Raw genomic sequence first — 26,081 nt, 5'->3', positions numbered from 1 at the left:
AAAAATACATTTGAAAAATTTTTAAACCAATTACAATTTCTTAAGTTATAGTTTACAAGTGAAGCTCTTGGTGAGCAATCATTTGAGTTGACTAGGAAATGTATGGCAAGAGGGACTAAATGACTAAATATTGGGCAAAACGTTTCAGAAATATCATCCTCACGGGTATGCCTGCTTCAGGAAAAACAACTTTTGGAAAAATTTACGCCCAACATAGTGATCGATTTTTCCTCGATTTTGATAATTTTATTGAAACAACGACAAGAAAAACCATTCCTCAAATCATGGAGCAAGAGGGGGAAGAAGGTTTTCGGGAACTCGAAAATAAAATCCTCTTAAAGCTCGAAAGACGTCATAATTTTGTCATCGCAATGGGCGGAGGGACGCTCGTAAATCCCGAAAATTTATCTTTCGCAAGAAGGCTGGGACTTATTGTCATGTTGCATCTTGATCCTAAGGAAATTGCAAAAAGAATATTTCCAACTAAAGAAACAAGACCCTTATTTTCTAAATTAAATACAATTGAAGATATTGAAAAGAAAGTAAATGAACTCTGGGAGCTGAGAAAAGAATCCTATGAACAGTCCGATGTCATTATTGATGCCACTTATAATACGATCGATTCTATGAAAATGCACTTAGCACTTATTGAGCGCAGAGCAAATAATCGTGAATATATGCATGATGTATATAATATTATGAATAAAAGAACGAGGCCGCAAAGCAAATGGAGTGAAAAAGAGGAAGATATTCCCTCTATTGAGGAGATGCATTAAACAATCGTTATTTATTTTTAAATGACTTTAGTTTTAGCTGCAAAGTACTTCTTGCTATTCCGAGTTCTTTAGACAATTTCGTAATATTTATTTTCCCAAGACCTGTTTTTTTTATATATTCACTTAATAAAATATCAACCATTTCATTATATTTTAAATTGATACCTTTTTCATTTTTAATAGGAACTTTAATATAAAAATCCCCGTTACTTTTTCCTATTTTTTCAGGATGATTTTTTTCTAAAATTCTTTCCGGTATAGAAAGTGGGGTTAAAACTTTTTGAGATTGATGCTCCGTCATGGCGCGCAAACAATTTCTTAATTCTCTCACATTTCCTTCACTCCAGGGGAGTTGACATAGTACATTCATCGCTGTTTTTTCAATGGTATAAGGACCACCGCGCATTACTTTACAAAAATATAAAATAAGATCGGGGATTTCATTTTTTCTTTCACGCAAAGGCTTTAAAATAATTTCTGTTTCACACAATCGTTGCCAAAGATCATTTCTAAATTTTCCTTCTGCTACTTTATGAATTAGCGGAACATTGGATGCGGCTATAAATCGAATATTCACTTTTCTAGCGAAGGATTCTCCTATGCGCGTCACCTCCTGATTTTCTAATACTCTTAACAAAGCAACTTGAGCACTATCAGAAAGACTGGACACTTCGTCTAAAAAAAACCATCCTCCCGATGCCGACTCCAATAATCCCGCTTTATTCGTATTTGCTCCCGTAAAGGCTCCTTTGACATAGCCAAATAATTCACTTTCTAATAAACTTGGAGAAATACTGCCACAATTCATTTTTATAAAGGGAGATTTTTGCACATAATCTTCAAACAATTCAACAATGACTTCTTTTCCTGTTCCTGATTCTCCTTCAATATAAACAGAGGTAATTGCAGAGTTCACAATTTGAGGAATTCTTTTACTTATTTTCTTCATTGTTTCGCCAGAATATTTATTAAAAATAAATTCCTCTTTTTTATCTAAAATATGAATTCCTCTTTTTAATATTATTGATTTTCTAACCATTAATATTTTTTCAATGAGATCGTGATTTCTTATTTTTTTAGATAAAAATTCATCGGCACCAGCTCTTAAACTTTGCAAAACAGAATCAGGCTCATCCCAGTTTGAACTCATTAAAATAATAATATTAGGATGAATTTTTTTTAGTTCTTGCACAACGGATATTCCCGTTAAACTCAACTCATCTGATAAAAAAATGTCTAATATGGCAAAATCAATTTTATTTAATTTTTCAATCCCATTTTTTAAATCTGCAATTGATATAAATGAATGCAATTCAAAAGTAACATCTTTAGTATGATTTTTTAAAATTCTAGCTAAATTTTTTAATTCGAGAGGATCGTCATCTAAATGAATTACGGTATAAGCATTCGACTTTGAGGACTGTTTAGATTTATTCCCCATAAAGCCTCTCTAATTAGAAATATTTATAAAATACAGCTAATTAGAGAATCGATGGATTAGAAAAAAACTTAAGAAAACTTTTTTTCTTTTTGCACAGGACAGGAGTGACAACCTGAGGAACAAGATTTAACCATGCTTTTTTTCGCTTTTGAGACAAAAAACTTTTGGAATTTCCATTTATACAAAAGATAAAACGTAGCTAATATAACCAAAGTATAAACAATTGCTTCTTGAACCATAAATAATCCTATAAAGAGACTAACTCATTAAAAAAGTTGTTAAATGAAATACGGCAAAAGCACCTGTGTAAGCCAGTCCCAACATATAAGTAAACATAACTGTTGGCCAAAACCATGAATTTGTTTCACGTTTTACAACGGCGAGTGTCGGAGCACATTGAGGCGCAAAAATATACCATGTTAAAAAGGCCAATGCCGTTGCTAAACTCCACGAATGTGCAATAGAGGCTGACAGACCTTCACGAACCGCGTCTTCATTGCCACTTATTGCGTAAACTGTTCCCAAAGCAGCAACAGCCACTTCACGAGCCGCCATTCCAGGAATAAGAGCAATGGCAATCTGCCAATTGAATCCAATAGGAGCTAAAATAGGTTCTACAAATTTCCCAATCATACCTGCAAATGAGTAATCGATTGCAGGTAATGTGGCATTTTCAGGTGCTGAAGGATAAGTGCTTAAAAACCAGATGATGATCATCATAGCAAGAATGATGGTACCTGCTCTTGTTATAAAAACTTTTGCTCTCTCATAAAGCCCATATAAAACATTACGCAGACTAGGCAGCTTGTAAGTAGGCAGTTCCATTAATAGAGGATGCAATTCCCCTTTTAAGAAAAACTTCTTGAGAACAAAAGCAACGGCTAAAGCAAATAATATCCCTGCAGCATAAAGCCCAAACATAACAAGACCTTGAGAGTTTGCAAAACCCCAAATTGTCACTGAAGGAACAAAAGCTGCGATAATGAGCGTATAAACCGGCAACCTCGCCGAACACGTCATTAAAGGAGAAATAAGAATTGTAATTAAGCGATCTTTTCTATTTTCAATAGTACGAGCTGACATAATTCCAGGAATAGCACAAGCAAAACTGGAAAGTAGGGGAATAAATGCTTTTCCATGCAAGCCAACACCACCCATTAATTTATCCATTAAGAAGGCTGCACGCGACATATAACCAGTATCTTCAAGTAATAATATAAAAAAGAATAAAGTGATAATTTGGGGGACAAAGACAAGAACGGCACCCACCCCTGCAATAACACCTTCTAAGAGCAGACTCTTTAAAACACCATCGGACATAGTAGCGCCAATCCCGTGCTGTAAATTCTCAATACCAGCCTCTATGAGTTCCTGTGGATAGGCTGGTAATAAAAACACCGCTTGGAAAACAACAAATAAAATGGCAAGAAGACTTAAAATTCCCCAAACAGGATGCAACAGTACAGAGTCCAAGCGATGAGTCCATTTGGAAGCATTCCCCTGTTTTCTATGCGCGGCACACAAAATCCTTTCCACTTCTTTATGGTAAGCGCGCACTTCTTGCGCAGCAGGCTCTTGCCACGAAGCGGTTTGTGCAGGAATAGAGTCTGTTCCCGAATTTTCAAATTTTGTGAATTCTTTTTCAACAGCAGCAACAAGTTCATTAATTCCATTCTTTTTAATTGCTACAGTAGGAATAACAGTAGCACCTATTTCTTTAGATAAAATATTGAGATCAATGTCGTAGCCTCTTTTTCTGGCCACATCCATCATATTCAATGCTAATATTATGGGTTTGCCAATTTTTTTGAGTTCAAGGACGAGTCGCAATCCCAAATGGAGATTTGTAGCATCGGCCACACAAACGATGGCATCAGGCATGGATTCATTTTTAAATTTACCTAACACAACATCGCGGGTCACCGCTTCATCGGGGCTACGTGCTCTTAAACTGTAAGTACCAGGGAGATCTAATACACGAACTTTTCTACCCTGAGGACTGACAAAGGCGCCTTCTTTTCTCTCCACGGTCACACCAGAATAATTAGCAACTTTCTGGCGACTTCCTGTTAAAGCGTTAAATAACGCTGTTTTTCCACAATTTGGATTTCCGACGAGAGCAATGCGATTGGAGGTCAAAGTTTGTGATGACATATTAGGAAATCTTTCTAACTAAAATAGCCTGAGCTTCATGCCTACGAATAGCAACAAGGGAACAAACACGAAGTAAAACTGCAATAGGATCCTTTTTTATAAAACCCTCATGCTGAAGCGTCACTTCCGTTCCCTCTACAAAACCCATTTCAAGAAGGCGTCTTTCCAATTCTCCTTCAGGCAATCCATTATTATTTCTTAAATGTTTTTCCGTAACTTGAACCACTTCTGCTCTCTCTCCTTTTTGTAATGAACTCAAAGGAAATAATTCGGGAGTTGAGCTGGCATGGGTCAAGTCTTCTTTTGATAAAAAACCACACCCTAAAGGTGATTTGTAAAACATTTAAAAACCTCACAACTATTTGAAATAAAAAATAAAAGTAGCAAATCCAGTATTTGGATAAGCTACCATTCGGAAATATCATAGCATTAATGATAACGGTTATCAATTTTATAGAAAAGATATCTTAGCGACTTAATTGCTAATTTAAAAACTTTTTGATAAACTACTTTAGCTTTTTTTACGAGAAGAGATATCAACCCAAACCGCTAAAAGCAAAATGCTGCCTTTCACAATATATTGCCAAGTGACATCTAAATTCATGAGACTCATCCCATTATCAAGACTTGCCATCACCAGAGCTCCAATAATAGCTCCAAATATGGTACCCACACCACCCATGGTACTGGTACCGCCTATAATAGCGGCAGATATGGCATCGAGCTCTAAATTTTGTCCCGCAGAGGTTGTAGCAGCATTCAACCGCGCTGTTAAGATAATCCCAGCAACTCCCGCCAGTGATCCCATTAAAATAAAAACACCCATAGTGCGTTTTTTAATATTGATTCCAGAGAGTTTAGCTGCTTCTAAATTACCACCCATAGCATAAAGATGTCGTCCAAAAACGGTATTGCTTGTTACGATAGAAAATATAACTCCAAGAACAAAAACAATTAATACAGCGTAGGGAATTCCCATATAAAAGGCCATAATTGAGAAAAATGCCGCAATAATCACTGAGAAAAAAGTCAAACGCAATATTTCTAAAGACAAAGGTAACACTTCAAAACCATATGTCATGCGCGATTTTCTCTGCTTTACTTGTGTATAAAGAAAAATTCCAATACAAAGGGCAGCTACAAATAAGGACATATCATTTACAGGAGGAATATCTCCTTCATAAAATTTACTATTGAATAAAAATTTATAACCGGTCACGGGATCACCAAAGCTATTTTTAACTACTTGACCTAAATTATCTAATTGTGTTGCAGGAGTAAACAAGAGAGAAGGAATGTAACCTTGACCAATTGATTTGAAAGAATCATCCATGGGACCAATGGTTCGGCCGTCTGTAATTCCTAAGATGGCACCTCGAAAAGCAATCATGCTTGCTAAAGTAACAATGAATGCTGGAATTTTTTGATGTGCCACCCAAAAGCCATGCCATATTCCAACGACAGCACCGATAGCTAATGCTGCTAAAACAGTAGGAATAGTTGGCCAATTGTAATTTACTTGAAGAATAGCCGCGGCTGCTCCTATAAATCCCGCAACAGATCCGACAGATAAATCAAGATGCCCCGCTACCAAAACCATTGTCATACCAATAGCTAAAACACCAATCGTAGCACTTTGTAAAAAAAGGTTGGAAAGATTTCGAGGTGATAAAAATAATGAACCCGTTAAATAAGTAAACGTCAACCATATTACAAGAAGAGCAATAACCATGGTGTATTGTCTTAAATTCTTTTTAAAAGAATTTAAGACCAATTCATTAAAAGTTGATTTTTTTTCTATTGAAATATTTCGAAGAGTGTTCTCTTTTATTAATGACATAAATAATTACTTTCTCCCTTTAAATGTCCAGTTGCATATTGCATAATAATTTCTTGTGATGCATTTTTTTGTAAAAGATCAGCCGAAAATTTTCCATTATGCATAACAAGTATTCTATCACTCATACCTAGAATTTCTGGCAATTCAGAAGAAACCATAATTATACAATAAACACTATCCTCAATTAATTGATTCATAATATGATATATTTCAGATTTTGCTCCCACATCAATGCCACGTGTAGGCTCATCTAAAATCAGAATTTTAGGTCCTGTCATAAGCCATTTTGAAAGAACCACTTTTTGCTGATTTCCACCACTTAAATTTCCAGTCAATTGCTCAATTGAATTTGCTTTTATTTTAAGATCATTCACATATTTGCGACTGGAATAAATTTCTTTATTGCGATCGATAAATCCATAATCTGAAATTTTTTCTATACTGGATAGTGTTGTATTTTCTTTAATATCCATGCCAAGCACAAGACCATATCTTTTGCGATCTTCTGAAACTAAACCCAGCCCCGATTCAATAGCATCATATTCATTTTTTATTTTAATTTTTTGCCCATTTAAATAAATTTCACCACTAACAACTTTGCCCCAAGCACCAAAAAGACTCATTACAAGTTCTGTGCGACCTGCACCCATAAGACCTGCAATTCCAATAATTTCACCCTGTTTAATTTGAAAGTTCACATTATCAATAACTTTTAAACCTGTTTCAGGATCGAGCACAGTCCAATTTTTAACTTCAAATATAGTTTTGCCAAACGATCTTTCTACGCGTGGATAAATATGAGTTAATTCTCTTCCGACCATTTTAGAAATGAGCTTTTCTTCATTTAAATGGGAAACCGCATCGGTTGAAATAGTTTGGCCATCACGTAACACAGTGATGTGATCCGCAATTTTAAAAACCTCTTTTAATCTATGCGAAATATAGATACAGGTTTTTCCTTTAGAACGAAGTTCTGTAATAATTTCTAGTAAATTATCTGCTTCTGCTTCTGTTAATGCGGCAGTCGGTTCATCTAAAATTAAAATATTTGCGTTTTTAGCGATGGCTTTAGCAATTTCAACCAACTGCTGCTCACCCATACCTAAACTGGATATTTTAGCCGCTGGATTTACGTTTAATTTAACTTCTTTAAGTATTTCCTTCGTTTTAGCGTAAGCTAAATCCCAGTTAATAAATAGACCTTTTGTGAGTTCATGTCCTAAAAAAATATTTTCACAAACTGTCATTTCACGAACAAGTGCCAGTTCTTGATAAATAATAGCAATACCTGCATTTTCACTATCACGTGTGTCTTTAAATCTCTGCATGGAGTTTTCAACAAAGACATTTCCTTCATAGGTATCACAAGAATAAAACCCACTTAAAATTTTCATGAGTGTTGATTTTCCAGCGCCATTTTCACCACATAATGCGTGAATTTTTCCTTTTTCGACTAAAAAATTCACACCAGAAAGCGCTTTTACAGACCCAAAACTTTTAACAATATTTTTCATTTCAAGTGCATATTTTGACAAATACAATCCCCCAAATTTAAATTAAATTTAAATTCATATTTGTAAAATTAACCTTTTGTATATTTATAAACATCTTCTCTTTTAAAGAAACCAGATTCAATAAATTCTTTTTCAATGTTACTTTTATCAACGACAACGGGTTCTAATAAAACCGAAGGAACATCAACTTTTCCATTATTTGTTTTTGCATTTGCTTCAACAGGTTTATTTTCTGCCATTTGAATAGCAACTTTTATTGCTTCCGCAGCGAGTTTCTTTTGATCTTTAAAAACGGTCATTGTTTGCGTGCCAGCCACAATTCTTTGTGCTGCCGTCAATTCGGCATCCTGACCTGTGACAATTACTTTTCCTGCTAATTTTTGCGCGGCAAGAGCTTGCACAACAGCACCCGCTGTATTGTCATTAGGAGCTAAAACACCTTGAATATTATTTTTATTTGCCGTTAAAGAGTTTTCCATAATTTTTTGTGCGGCACTGGGAAGCCAATCGGTAATAGGTTGATCGGTTACAACCTTCACTTCTCCCGATTGAATCAGAGGTTTTAAATGGATCATGGCACCATCTTTTAAAAGTTTTGAGTTATTGTCCGTTGGTGCTCCCGATAAAACAACATAATTTCCTTTAGGAACATGCTTTGCTAAATATTGTCCTTGTAGTTCACCTATTTTTACGTTATTAAATGAGACATACATATCAAGATTTGAATTCAGTGCTAACCTATCTAAAGACATGACTTTAACACCTGCTTTATGCGCTGCATTAACCAATGATGCAGACGCCGCGGCATCTTGAGGAGCTAATATTAAAACATCAATTTTTTGCGAGATTAAATTTTCAACCTGGGAAGCTTGTACAGCCGCATTTTGATCGGCAACTTGAACAAATAATTGCGCTCCACTTTTTTTTGCTGCTTCCTCTAATCCTTGTTTGTAGCGAACCCATCCAATATCTCTTTGGGTAGGAAGAGAAACTCCAATACGAACTTCTTTAGCAAATGCAGAAAAGGAAAGTGTCAATCCAATTAAAGAAAATCCTGCAAACATACGACGTGTTATTTTTTTCATAAGAACTCCTTAATAACTAAAGATTCGAATATCCATATTTGTAAATACTACATAAAAAAAACAGAGTCAAAAATTTAGTGAAAAAAAACATTTAAATAAAATATTAAAAACATTTATCTAAAAAATGTGTAATTTATAAAATTTTCAGAGGAATATAAAAAAATAAAGAGAATAGTCCAAAAAGTTTTTCTATTCTCTTTATTTTTAATTTAAATTATTCTTTTTAAACTAACGAATTAATTTTTCTTTCGCTTTCAAAGCAAAAAATGCAATATAAATATAGCAAATTAAAGGAACAATAAAGCTAATATTCATATTGGCAGCATCAATCACAGCACCTTGTATATAAGGTATTATAGCACCACCAACAATAGCCATACAAATAATTCCCGAACCTTTTTCCATAAATTTACCGAGCCCCTGTGTGCTTAATACAAAAATGGAAGGGAACATAATAGAATTAAAAAAGCCAACAGCCACAATAGTAAATACAGCAAAATAACCACTACCAAAAATGGTGCATAAAACCAAAGCACAGGCAATGGCAGAGTGAGTTAATAAAACTTTATGAGTTTTAAATTTAGTTGCAACGTAAGCGCCAACGAAACGCCCCACCATGGCGCCGCCCCAGTAATAATGCAAATACTTTGCCGCGCTTTCTAATCCCATATTGCCAATATCTTTATGCGAAATAAAATTAATCATAACACTGCCAATGGCAACTTCAGCACCAACATAGACAAATATGGCTATAATTCCTAAAACAAGCTTGGGATAATTAAATAAATTAAATTTTTCCGATTGATTTATTTTTAAATTATTTTGTTCCGTTTTACTCGATGGAAATTTAAAAAAAGATAATGCCACTGCAATTATTATAATTAAACAAGCTAAACCAAAATAAGGAAACTGAACTGCTTGAGCCTGAGCGGCATGATAAGCGGCCGCTTGATCGTGAGGTAACTTTAATATTTCTTCTTTTGGAATAATTGCTGCAGATAACAAAAATGCAGCACCAACACTAGGCGCAATTGTTGTCCCTAAAGAGTTTAAGCCCTGTGCAAAAATCAAGCGGCTGGAAGCTCTTTCCGGATTACCTAATTGAGTTAAATAAGGATTTGCAGCCACTTGTAAAATAACAATCCCCGTTGCTAGCACAAATAAGCCACATAAAAAGGCGGCATATATTGCAACTTTTGCAGAAAATAAAAAAGACAAACAACCAATTGCTGTAAACGCAAGTCCAATAATAAATGTTTTTTTATAACCATATTTTAATATGAGTTTGCTAGCAGGAACAGAAATAACAAAATATGCTCCAAAAAAAGCAAACTGAACCAGCATAGAGTCTTTATGATTTAATGAAAAAACTTCTTTTAAATAAGGAACTAATACATCATTTAAGCACGTAATAAATCCAAATAAAAAAAACAAAGTTGAAACAACTACAATAGCTGCTGTATTGCCTTTTTCTTGTGGCTCAATTTGCGGGTTACGCGGTTGCTGATACTTAGCTGCAGTGACCATTCAAAAACCTCTTCAAATAAATTGGATTCCTCTAAACTCACAACACTCACTCTGTTAGCACAGTCTAAGGGTAAGTTAAAATCGCTTAAGTGATTATGATACAATTAAAGAGCTTTTAGATGTAAATTAGAACTTAAATGATGATGTTTTAGACAATTAAGCTATATTCAGGAGCATTTAAAGTCTGATAAACATTAATTTTTTATCTATAAAACATTAAAACTAATGTATAAATACATTAGTTTTAATCATTCACAAATTGATAATCACCTAAAAAAAGATGCGTTTATGCAGTTTCTTTAAAATCAACAACAGCCTCTTGAGCTGCAGCAAGCATAGCTATGGGAATCCGAAAAGGAGAGCAACTAACATAATTCAGTCCAATTTTATGGCAGAATTTCACACTAGAAGGCTCTCCTCCATGTTCACCGCAAATACCTAATTTTAAATTAGAATTTATGGAACGCCCCAATTCACAAGCCAATTTTACCAATTGCCCCACACCTTCTTGATCGAGAACAGCAAAAGGATCTTCTGTTAGAATATTTTCTTGCTTGTAAACTCTTAAAAAGGGAGCGGAATCATCACGGCTGAAACCATATGTCGTCTGAGTTAAATCATTTGTACCAAAACTAAAAAAGTCCGCATGCTTTGCAATTTTATTTGCCGTAAGAGCCGCCCTTGGTACTTCAATCATGGTTCCAAAAGGAATTTGCGGCGCAATTTTAATAAGTCGATCTTTAAGCCAACGCAGCTCCTCAGCTTCCCCAACGAGAGGTATCATGATTTCAGGAAAGACTTTTTTTCCTTGAGAACGACATTTTTCAACAGCTTCTACGATAGCTTTCACTTGCATTTCATATATTTCAGGATGAGAGATACCCAAACGACAGCCGCGGTGTCCGAGCATAGGATTGGCTTCATAGAGTGCTTTTACCCTCTGTTTAATTTCATCCGCAGAAAAACCAAGTTGATTTGATAAGGTCATCATATCCTTATCAGTATGAGGCAAAAACTCATGCAAAGGAGGATCCAATAAACGGATGGTAACTTCAAAGCCTTCCATCGCACTTAAAATTCCAACAAAATCATCTCTTTGAAAAGGAAGTAATTTATCGAGAGCTTCCTTACGCTCAGCTCGATTTTTAGACAAGATCATTTGTCTCACAACAGGCAATCTGTTTTCATCAAAAAACATATGCTCTGTTCGGCACAGCCCAATGCCTTCCGCACCAAAACTACGAGCATATTGAGCATCACGGGGGGTATCTGCATTTGCCCTGACTTTTAGCTTTCTATATTCTTTTGCCCATCCCATATACGTTGCAAAATCACTGCTCAACTCCGCATTTTTTGTTTCTACTTTGCCAAGCATGACTTCACCCGTAGAACCATCCAAAGTAATCCAATCCCCTTCGAGAATTTCAATTCCGGCCACTTTTACAGATTTATTTGAGAGTGAAATATTTAAAGAAGAACAGCCCGCCACGCAGCATTTGCCCATTTGCCGGGCAACAACAGCAGCATGGGAAGTCATTCCTCCCCTTGCCGTTAAAAAGCCCTGAGAGGCATACATACCACCAATATCTTCAGGGGAAGTTTCATCGCGCACGAGCACCACCATTTCCCCACGAGCCGCCCAACTTTCTGCTTCCACAGCTGTAAACACAGCTCTTCCTGAAACAGCGCCTGGAGACGCAGGCAAGCCTTTAGCGATGACTTGCTTATGAGCTCTCGGATCGAGGGTGGGATGCAAAAGCTTATCCAAATCTTGAGGATTGACTCTTAAAAGTGCTTCTTGCTTGGTGATTGTCCCTTCTTTTGCAAAATCGATAGCAATTTTGAGTGCGGCTTGCGTTGTTCTTTTCGCATTGCGCGTTTGCAATAAGTACAATTTACCTTCTTGAATGGTGAATTCAATATCCTGCACATCACGATAGTGTCTCTCTAATTTTGATCTCACTTCCTCAAGTTGAACAAAGACTTCAGGCATGTCTTTTTCAAGTAATAAAAGCGTTTTAGGAGTGCGAATACCAGCAACAACATCCTCACCTTGAGCATTGATCAAATACTCTCCGTAAAATACATTTTCTCCGGTTGAGGGATCACGTGTAAAACAAACGCCCGTTCCTGAGTTTTCTCCCATATTTCCATAAACCATGGAACAGACATTAACGGCAGTTCCCCATTCGTTTGGTATGGAATGAATTTCACGATATTTTTTCGCACGAGAACAATTCCAACTTTTAAATACAGCTCCAATGGCCGTCCAAAGTTGTTCATAAGGATCATCTGGAAAAGCTTCGCCAATGTGTTTTTTATAAATCAATTTAAATGTTTCAATAAGTTCTTTTAAATCATCGGCATTGAGGTCAGTGTCTTCAAGATATCCTTTTTGTTTTTTAAGAGAATCAAAGGCGTCTTCCATGTAGTGAGTTTCCAGTTCTTTCACAACATTCGAATACATTTGAATAAAACGTCTGTAGGAATCATAAGCAAAGCGAGGATTAGAGGTTTTTTTAGCCAAGGCTTCCGCTGTGGTAGGATTCAGTCCTAAATTTAATACCGTATCCATCATTCCTGGCATAGAAACCCGAGCCCCGGAACGCACACTCACAAGCAAGGGGTTAAGAGAGTCTGCGAACCTAGCCCCCATAGCCTCTTCTGTCTTTTTCATTGCAGATTCCACTTCTGCTTTTAATTCAGGAGAAAAAGTACCTGCTCCTTTTATATAATCTAAACAGACCTTTGTAGAAATTGTAAATCCTGCCGGAACAGGTAATTTAAGGGAAGTCATTTCAGCTAAATTTGCACCTTTTCCCCCTAATTCCGATTTCATAGAGGCATTGCCATCGGCAAATCCACAACCAAAAAAATAAACAAATTTCATGCAATATTTCTCCTTGCCCTTAAATAGATTGGACATAGAATATTCTCCATTCCACATCGCCACATTTAGCTCATTCTCTAATAATTGTAAATTGACAATTATATATTTGCCACTTTAAAATTAAAATGAGCCAGCAACAATCCTTAAGACTCTTTAAAAAAATACGAATTATGTCAAAAATTTCATTAAGATTGTTGATTTGAAAAAAACTCAACATCTACAATATTTAATAATTACAGATACTTAAAAAATATTGCTCAAAATGATAGCTTCTACTTGTAACTCTCCCTATTTTCTATTAGCTCTTTTAATGTGCAAAGTGTGTTTTGCCTTTCGCCAAATCACCACCGTAAGTTCCATTATTACACTTTGTTTTCACTGACAAATTATTAAATTTATCTCAGCTCAATCGAAGCCGAGGCTAAATTCTTGAATGCTTTTTTAAAGGGGTAAAAATCCATGGGAGACGTAATTGATATTTTCTCAAGGAAAGTCATTAGAGAAAATTCGAATATGACAAAATCAACAACAATCAATCAAGATGAAAAAAATAACTTTGAAAAAAACGCCGCACGTAACAAAGCAAATCAAGAAAGACTTCGCAAAGAACGTGAACAAGCAAATAAGAATGTTATGAAAAGTTATAGAATAAAGTAATTGGTAATCTTGCGGAAACCACCTTGTCGTCAAGGAATGAAATAAAAAATGCAAAATAATAGTCTAAATGATAAAAAAAACATTCTTGATTTTGAATTTTTTAAATTACGCAAGAAAAGAATAATGCAAGAAAATGCATCTACCCAAGAAACTTCTTTGCATACGGTTTCCGCAAACATACCAAGACCGCTTGAAGAAATAGAATTATCCACAAGAATTCATAATATCAAAGCGAGTGTCCAAAGAATAAATCAGCTCATTTCCGAACTTCGCCACATCTCAGACAAACCCCACAAATAAATAACCTCATCAAGTTGTCATTCCTCATAATTATTGTAAAAAAGACTACGTCAGGTGTTTTTTTATTATTATAAATTTAATGAGGGATCATTTATGGGAAGCATACCATTCTACGCAAAACGCTTTGTTTCCGGATCAAACTGTGAAGAAGCTTTCACTGTCGTTGAAAAATTAAACGAAAAAAAAATCTCCGTTACTTTAGATGTCCTAGGCGAAAACATTAAAGATAAACCTCAAGCCTTAAAGTTTGTTGAAGAGTATGACATTCTATTAAAACGAATTGCTGAAAAAAAAATCGATTGCTATGTTTCTGTTAAGTTAACAATGCTGGGTCTCGATATTGATCACGAGTTTTGTTACGAAAACCTCTCGCGTATTCTTAAAATTGCTGATGAAAATAACATTCGTGTTGCCATGGACATGGAAGGTACCGATTACACAGAACGCACCATTGCCATGTATGAGCGCGCTGCGAAAGAATTTAAAAGCCCCGAAATCGTACTACAAGCTTATCTTCTTAGAACGGAAGCGGACATCAACCGCATTCTCGCGGCTAACGGCAAAATCCGCTTGTGCAAGGGCGCTTATAAAGAAGCACCTGAAAAAGCCCTACAAAAAATGCCTCTTATAGTAGAAAATTATAAGAAACTAATTGAAAAGCTTCTTTTGAATGGTAGACGCGTTTGCATAGCAAGCCATGATGATGAAGTTATTGAATATTGTATAAGTTTTATTGAAAAAAATAAAATACCTAATGATCGCTACGAATTTCAAATGCTTTATGGAATGCGCGAAAAAACCTGGCATCGCCTCCGTGAAAAAGGTCATAATATGACCATCTACGTTCCCTATGGCGAAGATTGGCAAGCCTACTATTCAAGAAGACTCACAGAACGTAAAGAAAACGTCTTTTTTGTCCTTAAGAATTTATTCAAATCCTAGTCGTTCTTTTGAGTTAAAACAAAATCCCTTGACTTTATAACACATACTAGCATAATAGTTTGCGGAATCACCAAAAACCCTTCCGCATTCAGGAGTCCGTCGTGTTACCAAAGAGAAATATAGGTTTGTTGGGAGTCACTCTTGCATCCGTAGGAAGTATGATCGGCTCAGGCTGGCTGTTTGGCCCTTTATATGCAGCACAAATGGCCGGTCCCGCCTCTATTCTTTCTTGGCTCGTAGGCGGTTTGTTTTTCATTTTCATTGCTCTCGTGTTTTCTGAATTATCCTCTTTGTTTCCTATGATGGGTGGTCTAACCAGTTACTCTTTTTTTACCCATGGCAAATTTACAGGGATAGTAACTGGTTGGATATATTTTCTGTGTTTTGTCACAATTGCTCCCATAGAATCGTTAGCAGTTGTGCAATATTCTAGTAATTATTTTCCTATTTTTGTTAATCAAAATTTGCAGGGTAAATCCGAATTATCAATAATAGGTTATATAGCAGCTATTTTAATTTTGTTTATTATTATTTTAATTAATAATTTTAGTGTTAAATTATTAACTCGTGCGAATTCTCTTGCCACAATTTGGAAACTTTTTGTTCCTTTAATTATTTCCTTTGCCTTTATTTTCGGATCACACAGCAGTTTTTCAAATATTACGGAATTTAATGGCTTTGCTCCTTTTGGAATTCAAGGGATTATGGCAAGTCTGTCCGTAGGTGGAATTATTTTTGCCTTTGGCGGATTCCAATCGGGAATTATTTTAGCGGGAGAAACAAAAAATCCACAAAAAAATATACCCATAGCAATTATAAGTTCTATATTAATTGTAACCTGCCTTTATGCTCTCATACAGCTTGCTTTCGTTGTGGCTGTACCCGAAACTTCACTGGCTCAAGGATGGGATAAATTAACATTCATTGGTGATTTTGGCCCCTTTGCAGGACTGGCCTTTGCCGCAGGACTCACGTTACTTTGCACGCTACTTTACATTGACGCTATTGTTTCTCCCTTTGGTTCTGGTCTCATGATGGCATCGACCACCGCCCGCGTCATGCACAGCTTAGGAACAATTCACGCTGCACCTCATTTTGTAACAAAACTTAATAAATATGGCGCACCTGAAAAATCGTTGTGGGTTTGTTTTGGCATCGGTTTATTATTACTCTTTCCTTTTCCCGGCTGGAAAGAAATGGTGACTTTTTTAACTTCTTCTTATGTTGTTACTTTGTCTGTCACGCCTATTGCCTTAATGGTATTGCGCGACAAGTATCCTGAAGGAAAAAGAGTATTTAAACTCCCACTTTATAAAATAATTTCACTTATTGCCTTTTGCATTTGTGGACTTATGATGCACTGGATAGGCTTTACTGTACTTTTAAAATTAACTTGTGTTGTCTTTTTATTTGCAATTATATATTCAACTTATATATTTCGCAAAAACAAAATACTCTTTAAAAATCTCGATTTAAAAGGAGCTTCCTGGATATTCTTATATTTAATAGGCTTTGCTGCTATTAATTATTTTTCCACCTTTGGAAATGGAACAGGACAGCTCACTATGATAAAGGGGAATATTGTTGCGGTAATATTTAGCATCTTTATTTTCTTTATTGCTTGTAAACTGTCACTAAATAAAAAGCGTATTTTAGAAAATATTCAAGAAATTAAGCATTAATTTTTAAAAATGCTTAATTTCAATATTTTTATTTTATTATTTATTGACACACAGAGTATCATTATCAATATTTTGTAAAATTCTTTCTACATAGGTTCTATTTTTAACGATATCAGCTGGATTTGAAAATTTAATATCGTCCACTGTTTTTGGAATAACACAATCCACTTCAGTACCCTTACCTTCGATAGTGCGATAAGTGCCATCGGGGAGGCGACTTTGCATAGCACGCCAGGAAAAATTCATGTCCATAGAGTTTTCAAATTCGTAATCAAATACTTTATGTTTTTGCATTTTATTCCAATTTAAAACATTAGCTCCTCCGCCGCCCGTATATTTTTGCTCACCAATAATTTTAGTGGTTAAATTTTGATCTTTCATAAGAGCCACAAAGGCATCACATGCTGAATAACAAGCCGCATTCGTTAAAATGATGACCTTTTTATTTTCAGATTTTGGAAATAAATTTTTTGGAGATTTATCTAATGTTTCTTTTTCAGTTATGGGTAAAGATTTTATAAACTTATCACCTGATTGAATGGCGCGCTTCATCTCTTTAATCCATTTTATATAAATCATATCATCAGAGGCAATTTAAAAATTCCTAAAAATGCCCCTAGCAAAATTGAATAAAAATATTTTTTTGTTCAAATATAATGCAAAATAAATTGAAAGAAATTTGATAAATGTATTTTTATAAATAGTTCCTTATTTATTGCAAATAAATTTACTCCTCTAAATTTCTTAAAAGAGTAATCTGTATTTTAGAGTTTATTTGATCAATTTAAATTATGGCTCTTGCTATTTGCATCGCTGAAATACAAATAATACCAAACATTAAATGGCACATTACTTTAGATGGGCTTTTTACCATTATTGAATTTCCACCGTAACTATCTTTTAGAAGCGCATTTGTTCTTTCTGCTCCTGCTCTAAACTTATAGCGTTCAGATTTTGGAGGGTCGAATTCAATTTTTTCTCCTCTGCGAGGATTATGCTCAATAACATGAACTTTTCCTCTCGCAATAATATCTTCTTTTATTATGCTAGAATCATATGCTGAATCCATAAGGGTATATAAGCTCGATATTCTATTACCAGTGATCATTTCAAGTGGTAAAGAAACATTGTTGTCATGAACCGAGGCTGAAGTTAATAAACAGCTTATTGGAATTCCATAATCCCCTGTATCGATATGCAATTTATAGCCAATCCATGAATAACTATAGCCTTTAGAATTTTTTTTAGATCCAATATTGCAATTTACAGGTAACTCCAAAAGCATTTCATTTAAATTTTTATTTTTTTGCTTTTCTAAAATTGAAGGTTCCTTTTTTAGAATGAATTCACCTTTGCGAGGCCGCCCTCTTGCCCGTTTCTTTAATTCAATTTTTGCTTCTTTTTTCTCTGGCTTTTCTCTCACTTCAATGGCGGTTGAATCCCTGGAAATATGGTGAACCAGAACTCCCTTATGATATTTTTTTATTATTACTTCATGTATTTTTTCAGCCAATTTTGTTTTAGAAAACTCCTTAAAAGCATTGCTAAATGAGGCTTCGCAAGGGAGTTTATTTTTGTTAATAAAACCACAAATTCTTCTCAAAACAATATCTACTTTTAATCGATCAATTAATGAAACTGTAGTTGGTAAATTTAATACTGATTTTGCAATAAATGCTTTTGCAAAACATTCTCTATCCAAAGATGGACGACCTCTTCCAGGACAGGAAGCGTAATCATTAAAAAAATCAGCAATCTTAATTGTATCCAAAATCAGCATCAGCTCAAGATGGCTTTCTGTAGGATTACCAAGATAAATCTCTGGTTCCGGAAATAATTTGTCTTTAAATCTTTGCCAATATTTAGAAATCGTGATATCCATGCAATGTTTCTCCTGCATTAATTTGTTTACGCAAAACTATAATTAACACAGAAGAAACACCTTTTCGCTTTTCTAGCGAAGAAAATTACTCATCCACTGAATTTTTAAATTGCCTCATCATTCTTTTCATAAACTAATTTATTAAAGCGATTTAAAACTTTTAGTTTTTCATTATTTGCCTTCATATAGAATTCCATTGGATAAAATGGATTATTTGATTTTGTTGAATAAAATAATTGGGCTAATAAATCAGAATACTCTACCAGACCACCGGGATTATTTCTAACATCAATTAATACACCATTTATATCATTTTGTTTTTCAATCTTATATTGAATACTCAGCATATTTCTAATAACAAAATTATCATCCTTATTTAATATAACTTCCTCAGAAGCAAAAGAAGGTACAAGAATATAAAGGTATTTTGTATTTTCATTTAATTCAAACTTATAAAACTTTACTTCTGAATTTTTATCTATATTTTGAAATGATTCATTTTTAAAGTAATGCATCATATTATAATGATTTAAATCCCATCCGATCGCAGAGTTAATTTCTTCATTTTTACATTCATTATTACTATATACTGGAAGATTTATTTCTAAGTTATTTCTCATAATTTTTATTTTAAATTCATTCTCAATTAACTTAGGATAAATTACTTCTTTTCTAAATAGCAAATTTCTTAATCCAAAAATATTTTTACTTTCATTATTTGCACCATATGAAAAATGAGAGTTACTTTCTATCATTTTTATAGGATCTTCACCATTAATGCTTAAAATAACATCGCCAACTTCAAACTGAGCTAATGCACTTATATATTCTAAATTTTCTGAAAAAGCATTATAAAAATTAATATGATTAACTACTAATTTTAAATTACCATTTTCGTTGGCTAAATCAAATAATAAACTATCAGAAATTATTCCTCTCTCTCTACATGAAAAAGGCTTAGGTTTAAAAAACCTGGTATGAGCATCACCATGCTTCGCAAAAACATTGCTTATTTGATTATAAAATTCTTCATCTGGTAAGTTTACATCTATATCTCTTATGAGTTGTGCCCCATTTATTCCTTTATCATGCACATAATAATTATCAAACATAAAAGCGGTCACTTCTTTTACACCTTGTTTATCATTTACAAGCTTAGGATTTGGGGCTTCATAATCTGAGAAATCTTCAAACTTTTTCGTTGTTTCATTTTCTTTCTTATTACAAGCAAGTAAACATAAAGCAGAAGCCACGGCAATTAATTTTTTCATGATTTAAAAATTTCCTTCAATTCCTTCAATTCTTTCAAAAAAATTTTTTATCCGGCATCATGCATGCCTCCTAAAAAATATGTACTTGAAATAAATTTAACATAAAATATGCTATTTTTTGTTAATAACGCATATTTCATTAATATATACACTTACTAAAATTTTATTCAATTTTTTATATTTTTTTAAATAATTTTAATTAAACTCAAGGAATTGAATCTACTTTATAAGAAAAAACTCCTACAGCACCATCACCTTCGGAGCGGGGATCAGCGGCACCATAATAAACTTGTCCCTGTTTTCTTTGCTCTGCTGTTTGCAAAGAGCCAAAAGGATCGCCGCGTTTTAAAGTATGTCCCATATTAATAAGAATTTCTTTGCTATCAGGGCTGATACCATCTTCGCAATAAATTTCATCGGGCCAAAGCTGGCTGTGAAAACGGGGTTGTGAACTTGCAGTGGCAATATTTTGTTTGTAATCAATATAATTTACTAAAAATTGAAATAATTGCGTAATAATCCTACTTCCGCCAGGACTTCCCGTAGCTAAAATAGGTTCTTTTTTTGCATTTAATACCAGTGTTGGGGTCATGGAGCTCAAGGGTCTTTTTTGTGGTTGAATGGCATTGGCCTCACCTTGCACCAGCCCAAAGGAATTAGGAATACCTACTTTTGCTGTAAAATCTCCCATTTCATTATTTAATAAGATGCCCGTTCCCTTAACAGTTTTTCCATTACCATACCAAAAATTTAAAGTATAAGTATTCGAAACCATATTCCCATTTTTATCAATCACAGAAAAATGTGTTGTGTTCCCTTCTTGATTTGCTTCCTCTCTTACTCCTTCTATTTGAATTTGCTTTGATGGTGTATGATGATTGAAATTGATTCTTGCAAATATTTTTTTTGCATATTCTTTCGATGTTAATTTTTCAATGGGATTTTTGACAAAATGAGGATCCCCCAACTGACTATTTCTATCGTAATAGGCATAATTCATAATTTCAGTCAGAGTATGATAATATTTTGCACTATTTAAAGGGACTTCTTTTAAGTTTATATTTTCTAATATATTTAGCATTTCTGTTAATATAATCCCTCCAGAACTCGGAGGAGGAATAGAATAAATTTGATAACCACGGTAAATTCCCAAAATTGGTTTCATTTCTTCCGCTTTATAATTTTCCAAATCCTCTTTTGTAATAATACCACCATGCTCTTTCATATCTTGGACAATTTTATGTGCAATGTCCCCTTTATAAAAAGCATTTGTTCCTTCTTTGGCAATTTTTTCTAAAGTATTTGCCAAATCTTTTTGAATTAAGATATGTCCATTTTTCCAAGATTCTTTATTTTTATTTAAAAAAATTCTTGTTGATTCTTCACTTGTCAGCAATAAATCTTTTGCTTTTTCAATGGAACTTGATAAAGCATGAGTGACCACAATTCCTTTACGTGCTAAATGAATGGAAGGTTGCATCACTTTAGCTAAAGGTAACGAACCATATTTTTTATGAGCTAAATTTAATCCATAAACAGTGCCTGGAACACCTGCCGATTTATATCCTTTATCAATTACATCATTATTAACAGTGCCATCTGCATTTAAAAACATATCTTTTGAAGCTAATTTAGGGGCTTTTTCTCGATAATTAATAGCGATCGCTTTTTTTTCTTTGTTCAACCAAATTAGCATAAAGCCACCTCCACCAATATTTCCTGCTTTTGGTAAAGTAACAGCAAGAGCATACCCCACAGCTACGGCAGCATCGATAGCATTGCCTCCTTGACTCAATATCTTTGCACCCACACCAGAAGCTAATTCTTCTTGAGAAACCACCATTCCTTTTTCACCATATACGGGATTAAAAATTTGTGACGATTCTAAAATAGGGAAAGAATCTTGTACTGATTTTTCTAAAGAATAAGAAAAACTATGATATAAAAAAAAGCACGCCATGAAATAAAATAAAATATTTTTTATATTCATATAATTTATATAATTTATATAATTCATATATTTAGACCTTTAAATGAATTCGATACTGCATTAATTAACAATCTACATATAATATAATAATTTTAAAATTATATATATAAAATTAGAGATTAAATTATTTTAAAAAAAATTAAAATTGACTTTAAGGAAAATAATGATAATAAAAAATTATTATATTTATTTTGAAAATAAATATAATTAGACTATTTAGGGAGGATTTAATGAAATTAAAAATTATAACTGCATTTATTGTCAACAATTTTTTTATTATTTCAGTTAATGCAAAAGTATACAATAAATTGAACCCATTAGAAAGAAATTTTTACTCTGCTTCAAATGAATCCAATTTAGTCAAACGCGCAGCACATAGCAATAAGTTTTGGTATAAAGGAAAAATATACTTCAAATTTGATAATACTAATCCTTTTACAGAAAACTACAAACAACAAATTCAAGGTGCAATGATAGAACTATCAAAAATTGCTAATATTTCTTTTATCGAAGAAAACGAAGACGAAATAAAAAAAAGAAATAATTACGTTACAATTTATAATAGTGAATATTGCGCTGCCGACGTCGGCCCTGTAGGTAAAAATGGTGTTATATTTTTAAATGAATATGACTGTCCTCGCGCTGCAATACTTCACGAACTAAAACATACTTTAGGATTTGAACATGAGCATATGAGATCAGATAGAGATCATAATATTACAATTTTTAGTGAAAACATAAAACCAAATGAAAAAGATAATTTTGATAATACAAAAGAGATTGAAAGCCTATTCAGCTATGACGAAGATTCTATTATGCATTATGATTCTTACGCATCATCTATAAATAATACTCCTACGATGCTTTCAAACGAAGGAGATACGATTCCAATTAATTACCATTTAAGTGATGGTGACAAAAAAGCACTTCAAACAATTTATGGGCTCCCTAAAATTATCAAATTTTACAATGGTGGTGCTTACAATGCCTCTATTCAATTATTAAATAAGCAGCATAAATTAAAAGAACCATTGAGTTTTTCGAATTGGTGGGGCTATGCGGGACAAGAAAATACAACAATTATTCCAAAAGATATTTCTCACATCATAGTTAAAATTGAAGCTTCTTACCCATCATGGAAAACTATAAAATCGTTTAATGTAACTCAAAAAGAGCTACCGATTTGTTTCGAAACTTCAGGCTCAATTTTTAACCCTAAAGTAGAAAAAACTCTATGTTGGTATTAACGGTTTGTTAATTTAAAAACCAACCTATCAATTCAGCAGCAAGCCATTTATGTGCATTTTTTTGAGTACGAAGATTCATTTCTACTTTGGGAGCTGCTATAAAAAACCGTATTAATTGATCTTTTGTAATATTTTGTATTGCTTTCTGCAGACGCGCTTGGGCAGGAAATGGAATTCTTGTTTTCTCAAACGCCGCTTTTAAATTTTTTGTTTCTTCAAAGGATGACATAACCAAAGAAAGCTGCTTTAAAAAATAAACCAATGCCATAAAGACACTCCCAGCATCTTCACCACAGGCTTCGCATTGCGACATACGCAATTCAATTAAATAGAGATCGCGACGCGCAAGGGCTTCCGCAACATGAAAACCATTCACTTCAGGAGTTCCCACAAGGGCATCCGCAAAGCCTATGCCTGCCTTTTCCATAAGCGCAAAATGCATGTCGCAAGAAACCAAATCACCGGAATAACATTCAATTGCCAAATGAGAAATTTCAGTTATTTCCTTATTTGTTTTTTTTGCAAGAGTAAGATAACGGCTTAATAAAAATTCAGAACATTTGTAAAGTTCAATATCATTAGGTTCATAGCATAAATAAACAGAGGCTAAATTCTGAAGGTCTGTTTCCTTAATGAGGTTTCGATAAATTGTAGGTGCAAAAAAGTAAGCTGACGACTCTATTGGCATTATCAATCTGCTTAAAAATTTTTTTTCTTCTTCCCATTGCTTTGCTGTTAACTTATCTGGCAAAACCACAATGCTACTTTGTAGCGCAAAAAACAACGTGCCTGTTGCCGCATACTCAACATAATCGACAACCGCATTTTTACCTGAAAAAATTTGCGCAGGCTTATGTGATTGATTTTGTATTTTATCTTCTATAATTTTTTTATAAATGGGATTATCTGCAAGAATAAATTTGATCGCAGGCGTCTTTTCTGTTGCGAGAAGCACTTGCATAAGTTTTGAGGCATCAATACGTTGCATAATTCCCTTTTATATTTTAACTGATAATATAAGAAATCAATTATTTCCTACGCGCACGACATTAATTTGTTAAGAGAGCAATGTGAAGTATTTTTTTGATAAATTTTCCCGTATACTTGATCACATAGTGCAAATTCGTTAAACCTCACTTGGTTTTTTTATTTTTGACCTATATTTAATACAGGTGCACCATGGAACATTCGGTTGAACTTCAGGGCAGAGATCCCGTAGACAGAAGAGCTGCTCTTGTTACAGGAAAAGATCCTTCTTTTCATATGGTAACACAATCAGTTGCCTCTCTCGCAGGGCGAAAAGCAGGTCCCGGTTGGCATATTACCTTTTTACTCTCCACCCTTGGCGTGGTTCTCCTAATGGTTTCATTAGGTTACCTATTCTGGGAAGGAATTGGAGTTTGGGGCAATAACAACCGCGTCGACTGGGCGTGGGATATCACAAACTTCGTTTTTTGGATTGAAATTGCCCATGCGGGTACATTAATTTCAGCCATACTTCTTCTTTTCCGCCAAAAATGGCGCACTTCTATTAATAGAATTGCAGAAGGCATGACTATTTTTGCCGTTCTCGCCGCCGCTATTTTCCCAGCAGTCCACATTGGACGCCCTTGGTTTGCTTATTGGCTTTTCCCACTGCCAAACCAAATGCAAATGTGGCCGAACTTTAAAAGCCCTCTCGAATGGGACGTGTTCGCCGTAAACACCTATCTTAGTATTGGTGTGATTTTCTGGTATGTGGGTATGATCCCCGATTTTGCCACTCTCCGCGATCAAGCGAAATCAAAAATAGGTCGTTTTGCCTATGGTCTCGTTGCTTTAGGATGGACAGGCTCAGCAAGACAATGGGTAAACTATGAGCGCGCTTGTATTTTACTTGCTGGCATTGCAACTCCTGCCGTGTTCTCCACAGCAGGCATCGTATCTCTCGACTTTGCCACATCTGTTTTACCGGGCTGGCATGCTACCATATTCCCACCCTACTTTATTGCAGGCGCTATTTTCTCTGGTTTCTGTCTTTGCTTAAACCTTCTTATCATGGTGCGTTCCATCTTTAATTTTAAAGATCTCGTTACCGACAGACACATCGACATTTGTGCAAAATTTATTTTGTTCACAAGTATTATTATGGCTTATGTTTATGTCATAGAATTTTTCACTATATTCTACAGTGGAAACCCCTACGAAAAGTTCTGGAACTGGAACCGCATCAATGGTCCCTATGGCTGGGCTTATTGGGCTATGGTTATTTTAAATATCGCTATCCCACAAACCTTCTGGTTTAAAAAAATACGTCAAAACGTAATTTGGTTATTTATCGCTGCTATTTTAATTAACATCGGTATGTGGCTCGAGCGCTTTGTGCTTATCGTAACAACCTTAAGCCGCACTTTCTTGCCTTCTTCTTGGGGTTACTTTATCCCTTCGTTTTGGGATATTTCACTATTTATTGGCTCCATAGGATTGTTCTTTCATTTATTCTGTTTATTCGTCCGTTACCTTCCTATGATCAACATGGCTGAAGTGAAATCCGTTATGCCTCAAGCTGACCCCCACCTCAAACCCGATATGACAGCTTTTAAAAAGTAATTTTTGTTTGATGTTTTTTTGTGCTTTTTAATGTTTGAGTTTGCTCCCCTCGCTAATTTAGTGTGGGGAGTTTTTTTTGTTTAGTTTACACAATACTATGCATATATTTAAAATGCATAAATTTTCTTCGATTAATTATTTTCGAAAAATTGACAAATATTGATATTTTAGTATAATTACAAAATAATAATATTAATTAAATATATTTTGATTAATATCACATTGATGTTTTATTTATAATTTATATTTATTATACCTTATAATTTAAAAATTAAATTATTACGGTTAAAAAAA

General features: G+C 34.2%; 21 protein-coding genes. 7 read left to right on the top strand and 14 right to left on the bottom strand.

The window, feature by feature from the left end; genetic code table 11:
* Positions 1-119: 119 nt before the first annotated feature.
* Positions 120-776, top strand: a complete 657-nt coding sequence (locus tag AXG55_RS04670; RefSeq protein WP_148696969.1) for a shikimate kinase — start codon at positions 120-122, stop codon at positions 774-776.
* Between the two features lie 7 nt (positions 777-783).
* Here AXG55_RS04670 and AXG55_RS04665 read toward each other — a convergent pair whose 3' ends face one another.
* The 9 genes from AXG55_RS04665 to ppdK all read right to left on the bottom strand — a co-directional run bounded on the left by AXG55_RS04665 (position 784) and on the right by ppdK (position 13,227).
* A complete protein-coding gene (locus AXG55_RS04665; RefSeq protein ID WP_148696968.1) occupies positions 784-2,217 on the bottom strand; it encodes a sigma-54-dependent transcriptional regulator in 1,434 nt (477 codons plus the stop codon).
* 68 nt (positions 2,218-2,285) lie between these two features.
* Positions 2,286-2,456, bottom strand: coding sequence for a hypothetical protein (locus tag AXG55_RS14820; RefSeq protein WP_233231378.1), 171 nt, complete (start codon positions 2,454-2,456; stop codon positions 2,286-2,288).
* A 19-nt stretch (positions 2,457-2,475) separates the two neighbouring features.
* Positions 2,476-4,371 carry a ferrous iron transport protein B gene (gene feoB / locus AXG55_RS04660; protein ID WP_148696967.1) on the bottom strand — a complete coding sequence of 632 codons (1,896 nt, stop codon included), beginning with the start codon at positions 4,369-4,371 and terminating at the stop codon, positions 2,476-2,478.
* Between the two features lies 1 nt (position 4,372).
* The gene (locus AXG55_RS04655) at positions 4,373-4,714 is read right to left on the bottom strand and encodes a FeoA family protein (protein ID WP_148696966.1); all 342 of its coding nucleotides are present in this window, start codon (positions 4,712-4,714) and stop codon (positions 4,373-4,375) included.
* Positions 4,715-4,882: 168 nt separating this feature from the next.
* Complete coding sequence (locus tag AXG55_RS04650; protein ID WP_148696965.1) at positions 4,883-6,211, bottom strand: sugar ABC transporter permease; 1,329 nt, start codon at positions 6,209-6,211, stop codon at positions 4,883-4,885.
* Positions 6,202-7,746, bottom strand: a complete 1,545-nt coding sequence (locus AXG55_RS04645) for a xylose ABC transporter ATP-binding protein (RefSeq protein ID WP_148696964.1) — start codon at positions 7,744-7,746, stop codon at positions 6,202-6,204. The genes AXG55_RS04650 and AXG55_RS04645 overlap by 10 nt, the downstream gene beginning before the upstream one ends.
* 47 nt (positions 7,747-7,793) lie before the next feature.
* Positions 7,794-8,810 (bottom strand): sugar ABC transporter substrate-binding protein, encoded by a 1,017-nt coding sequence (locus AXG55_RS04640; protein ID WP_148696963.1) that lies wholly within the window; start codon positions 8,808-8,810, stop codon positions 7,794-7,796.
* A 228-nt stretch (positions 8,811-9,038) separates the two neighbouring features.
* Positions 9,039-10,337 (bottom strand): sugar MFS transporter, encoded by a 1,299-nt coding sequence (locus tag AXG55_RS04635; RefSeq protein ID WP_148696962.1) that lies wholly within the window; start codon positions 10,335-10,337, stop codon positions 9,039-9,041.
* 286 nt (positions 10,338-10,623) lie between these two features.
* Positions 10,624-13,227, bottom strand: coding sequence for a pyruvate, phosphate dikinase (gene ppdK, locus AXG55_RS04630; RefSeq protein WP_148696961.1), 2,604 nt, complete (start codon positions 13,225-13,227; stop codon positions 10,624-10,626).
* Between the two features lie 459 nt (positions 13,228-13,686).
* Here ppdK and AXG55_RS04625 point away from each other — a divergent pair, with 459 nt between their 5' ends.
* The 4 genes from AXG55_RS04625 (at position 13,687) to AXG55_RS04610 (ending at position 16,808) form a co-directional block, all read left to right on the top strand.
* A complete protein-coding gene (locus tag AXG55_RS04625; protein WP_148696960.1) occupies positions 13,687-13,884 on the top strand; it encodes a hypothetical protein in 198 nt (65 codons plus the stop codon).
* A 48-nt stretch (positions 13,885-13,932) separates the two neighbouring features.
* Entirely contained in the window at positions 13,933-14,184 is a 252-nt protein-coding gene (locus AXG55_RS04620; RefSeq protein ID WP_148696959.1) for a hypothetical protein, read from the top strand.
* 93 nt (positions 14,185-14,277) lie between these two features.
* The gene (locus AXG55_RS04615) at positions 14,278-15,126 is read left to right on the top strand and encodes a proline dehydrogenase family protein (RefSeq protein ID WP_148696958.1); all 849 of its coding nucleotides are present in this window, start codon (positions 14,278-14,280) and stop codon (positions 15,124-15,126) included.
* Positions 15,127-15,227: 101 nt separating this feature from the next.
* Complete coding sequence (locus tag AXG55_RS04610) at positions 15,228-16,808, top strand: APC family permease (RefSeq protein ID WP_148696957.1); 1,581 nt, start codon at positions 15,228-15,230, stop codon at positions 16,806-16,808.
* 36 nt (positions 16,809-16,844) lie between these two features.
* Here the strand turns inward: AXG55_RS04610 and AXG55_RS04605 are convergent, their stop codons facing one another.
* The 4 genes from AXG55_RS04605 to ggt all read right to left on the bottom strand — a co-directional run bounded on the left by AXG55_RS04605 (position 16,845) and on the right by ggt (position 21,978).
* Complete coding sequence (locus AXG55_RS04605) at positions 16,845-17,360, bottom strand: S41 family peptidase (RefSeq protein WP_233231377.1); 516 nt, start codon at positions 17,358-17,360, stop codon at positions 16,845-16,847.
* A gap of 232 nt (positions 17,361-17,592) precedes the next feature.
* Positions 17,593-18,690: a transposase gene (locus AXG55_RS04600; RefSeq protein WP_233231089.1), complete on the bottom strand. Its 1,098-nt coding sequence runs from the start codon at positions 18,688-18,690 to the stop codon at positions 17,593-17,595.
* 104 nt (positions 18,691-18,794) lie between these two features.
* Positions 18,795-19,961: a S41 family peptidase gene (locus AXG55_RS04595; protein WP_148696955.1), complete on the bottom strand. Its 1,167-nt coding sequence runs from the start codon at positions 19,959-19,961 to the stop codon at positions 18,795-18,797.
* 205 nt (positions 19,962-20,166) lie between these two features.
* Entirely contained in the window at positions 20,167-21,978 is a 1,812-nt protein-coding gene (gene ggt / locus AXG55_RS04590) for a gamma-glutamyltransferase (protein ID WP_148696954.1), read from the bottom strand.
* Positions 21,979-22,181: 203 nt separating this feature from the next.
* Here ggt and AXG55_RS04585 point away from each other — a divergent pair, with 203 nt between their 5' ends.
* Complete coding sequence (locus AXG55_RS04585) at positions 22,182-23,198, top strand: M12 family metallopeptidase (protein ID WP_148696953.1); 1,017 nt, start codon at positions 22,182-22,184, stop codon at positions 23,196-23,198.
* Positions 23,199-23,205: 7 nt separating this feature from the next.
* On the opposite strand, the gene AXG55_RS04580 is transcribed toward AXG55_RS04585, so the two are convergent.
* Positions 23,206-24,186, bottom strand: a complete 981-nt coding sequence (locus AXG55_RS04580; RefSeq protein WP_148696952.1) for a DNA polymerase III subunit delta — start codon at positions 24,184-24,186, stop codon at positions 23,206-23,208.
* A gap of 191 nt (positions 24,187-24,377) precedes the next feature.
* Between AXG55_RS04580 and nrfD the strand changes: the two genes are divergently transcribed.
* Complete coding sequence (gene nrfD / locus AXG55_RS04575; protein WP_148696951.1) at positions 24,378-25,787, top strand: NrfD/PsrC family molybdoenzyme membrane anchor subunit; 1,410 nt, start codon at positions 24,378-24,380, stop codon at positions 25,785-25,787.
* The last annotated feature ends 294 nt before the right edge of the window (positions 25,788-26,081 follow it).

Origin of the sequence: Silvanigrella aquatica, from assembly GCF_001907975.1 — a bacterium.
GTDB classification, from domain to species: domain Bacteria; phylum Bdellovibrionota_B; class Oligoflexia; order Silvanigrellales; family Silvanigrellaceae; genus Silvanigrella; species Silvanigrella aquatica.
Note: the sequence above shows the minus strand (reverse complement) of the source record. Positions and strands in the feature narration are given on the sequence as shown.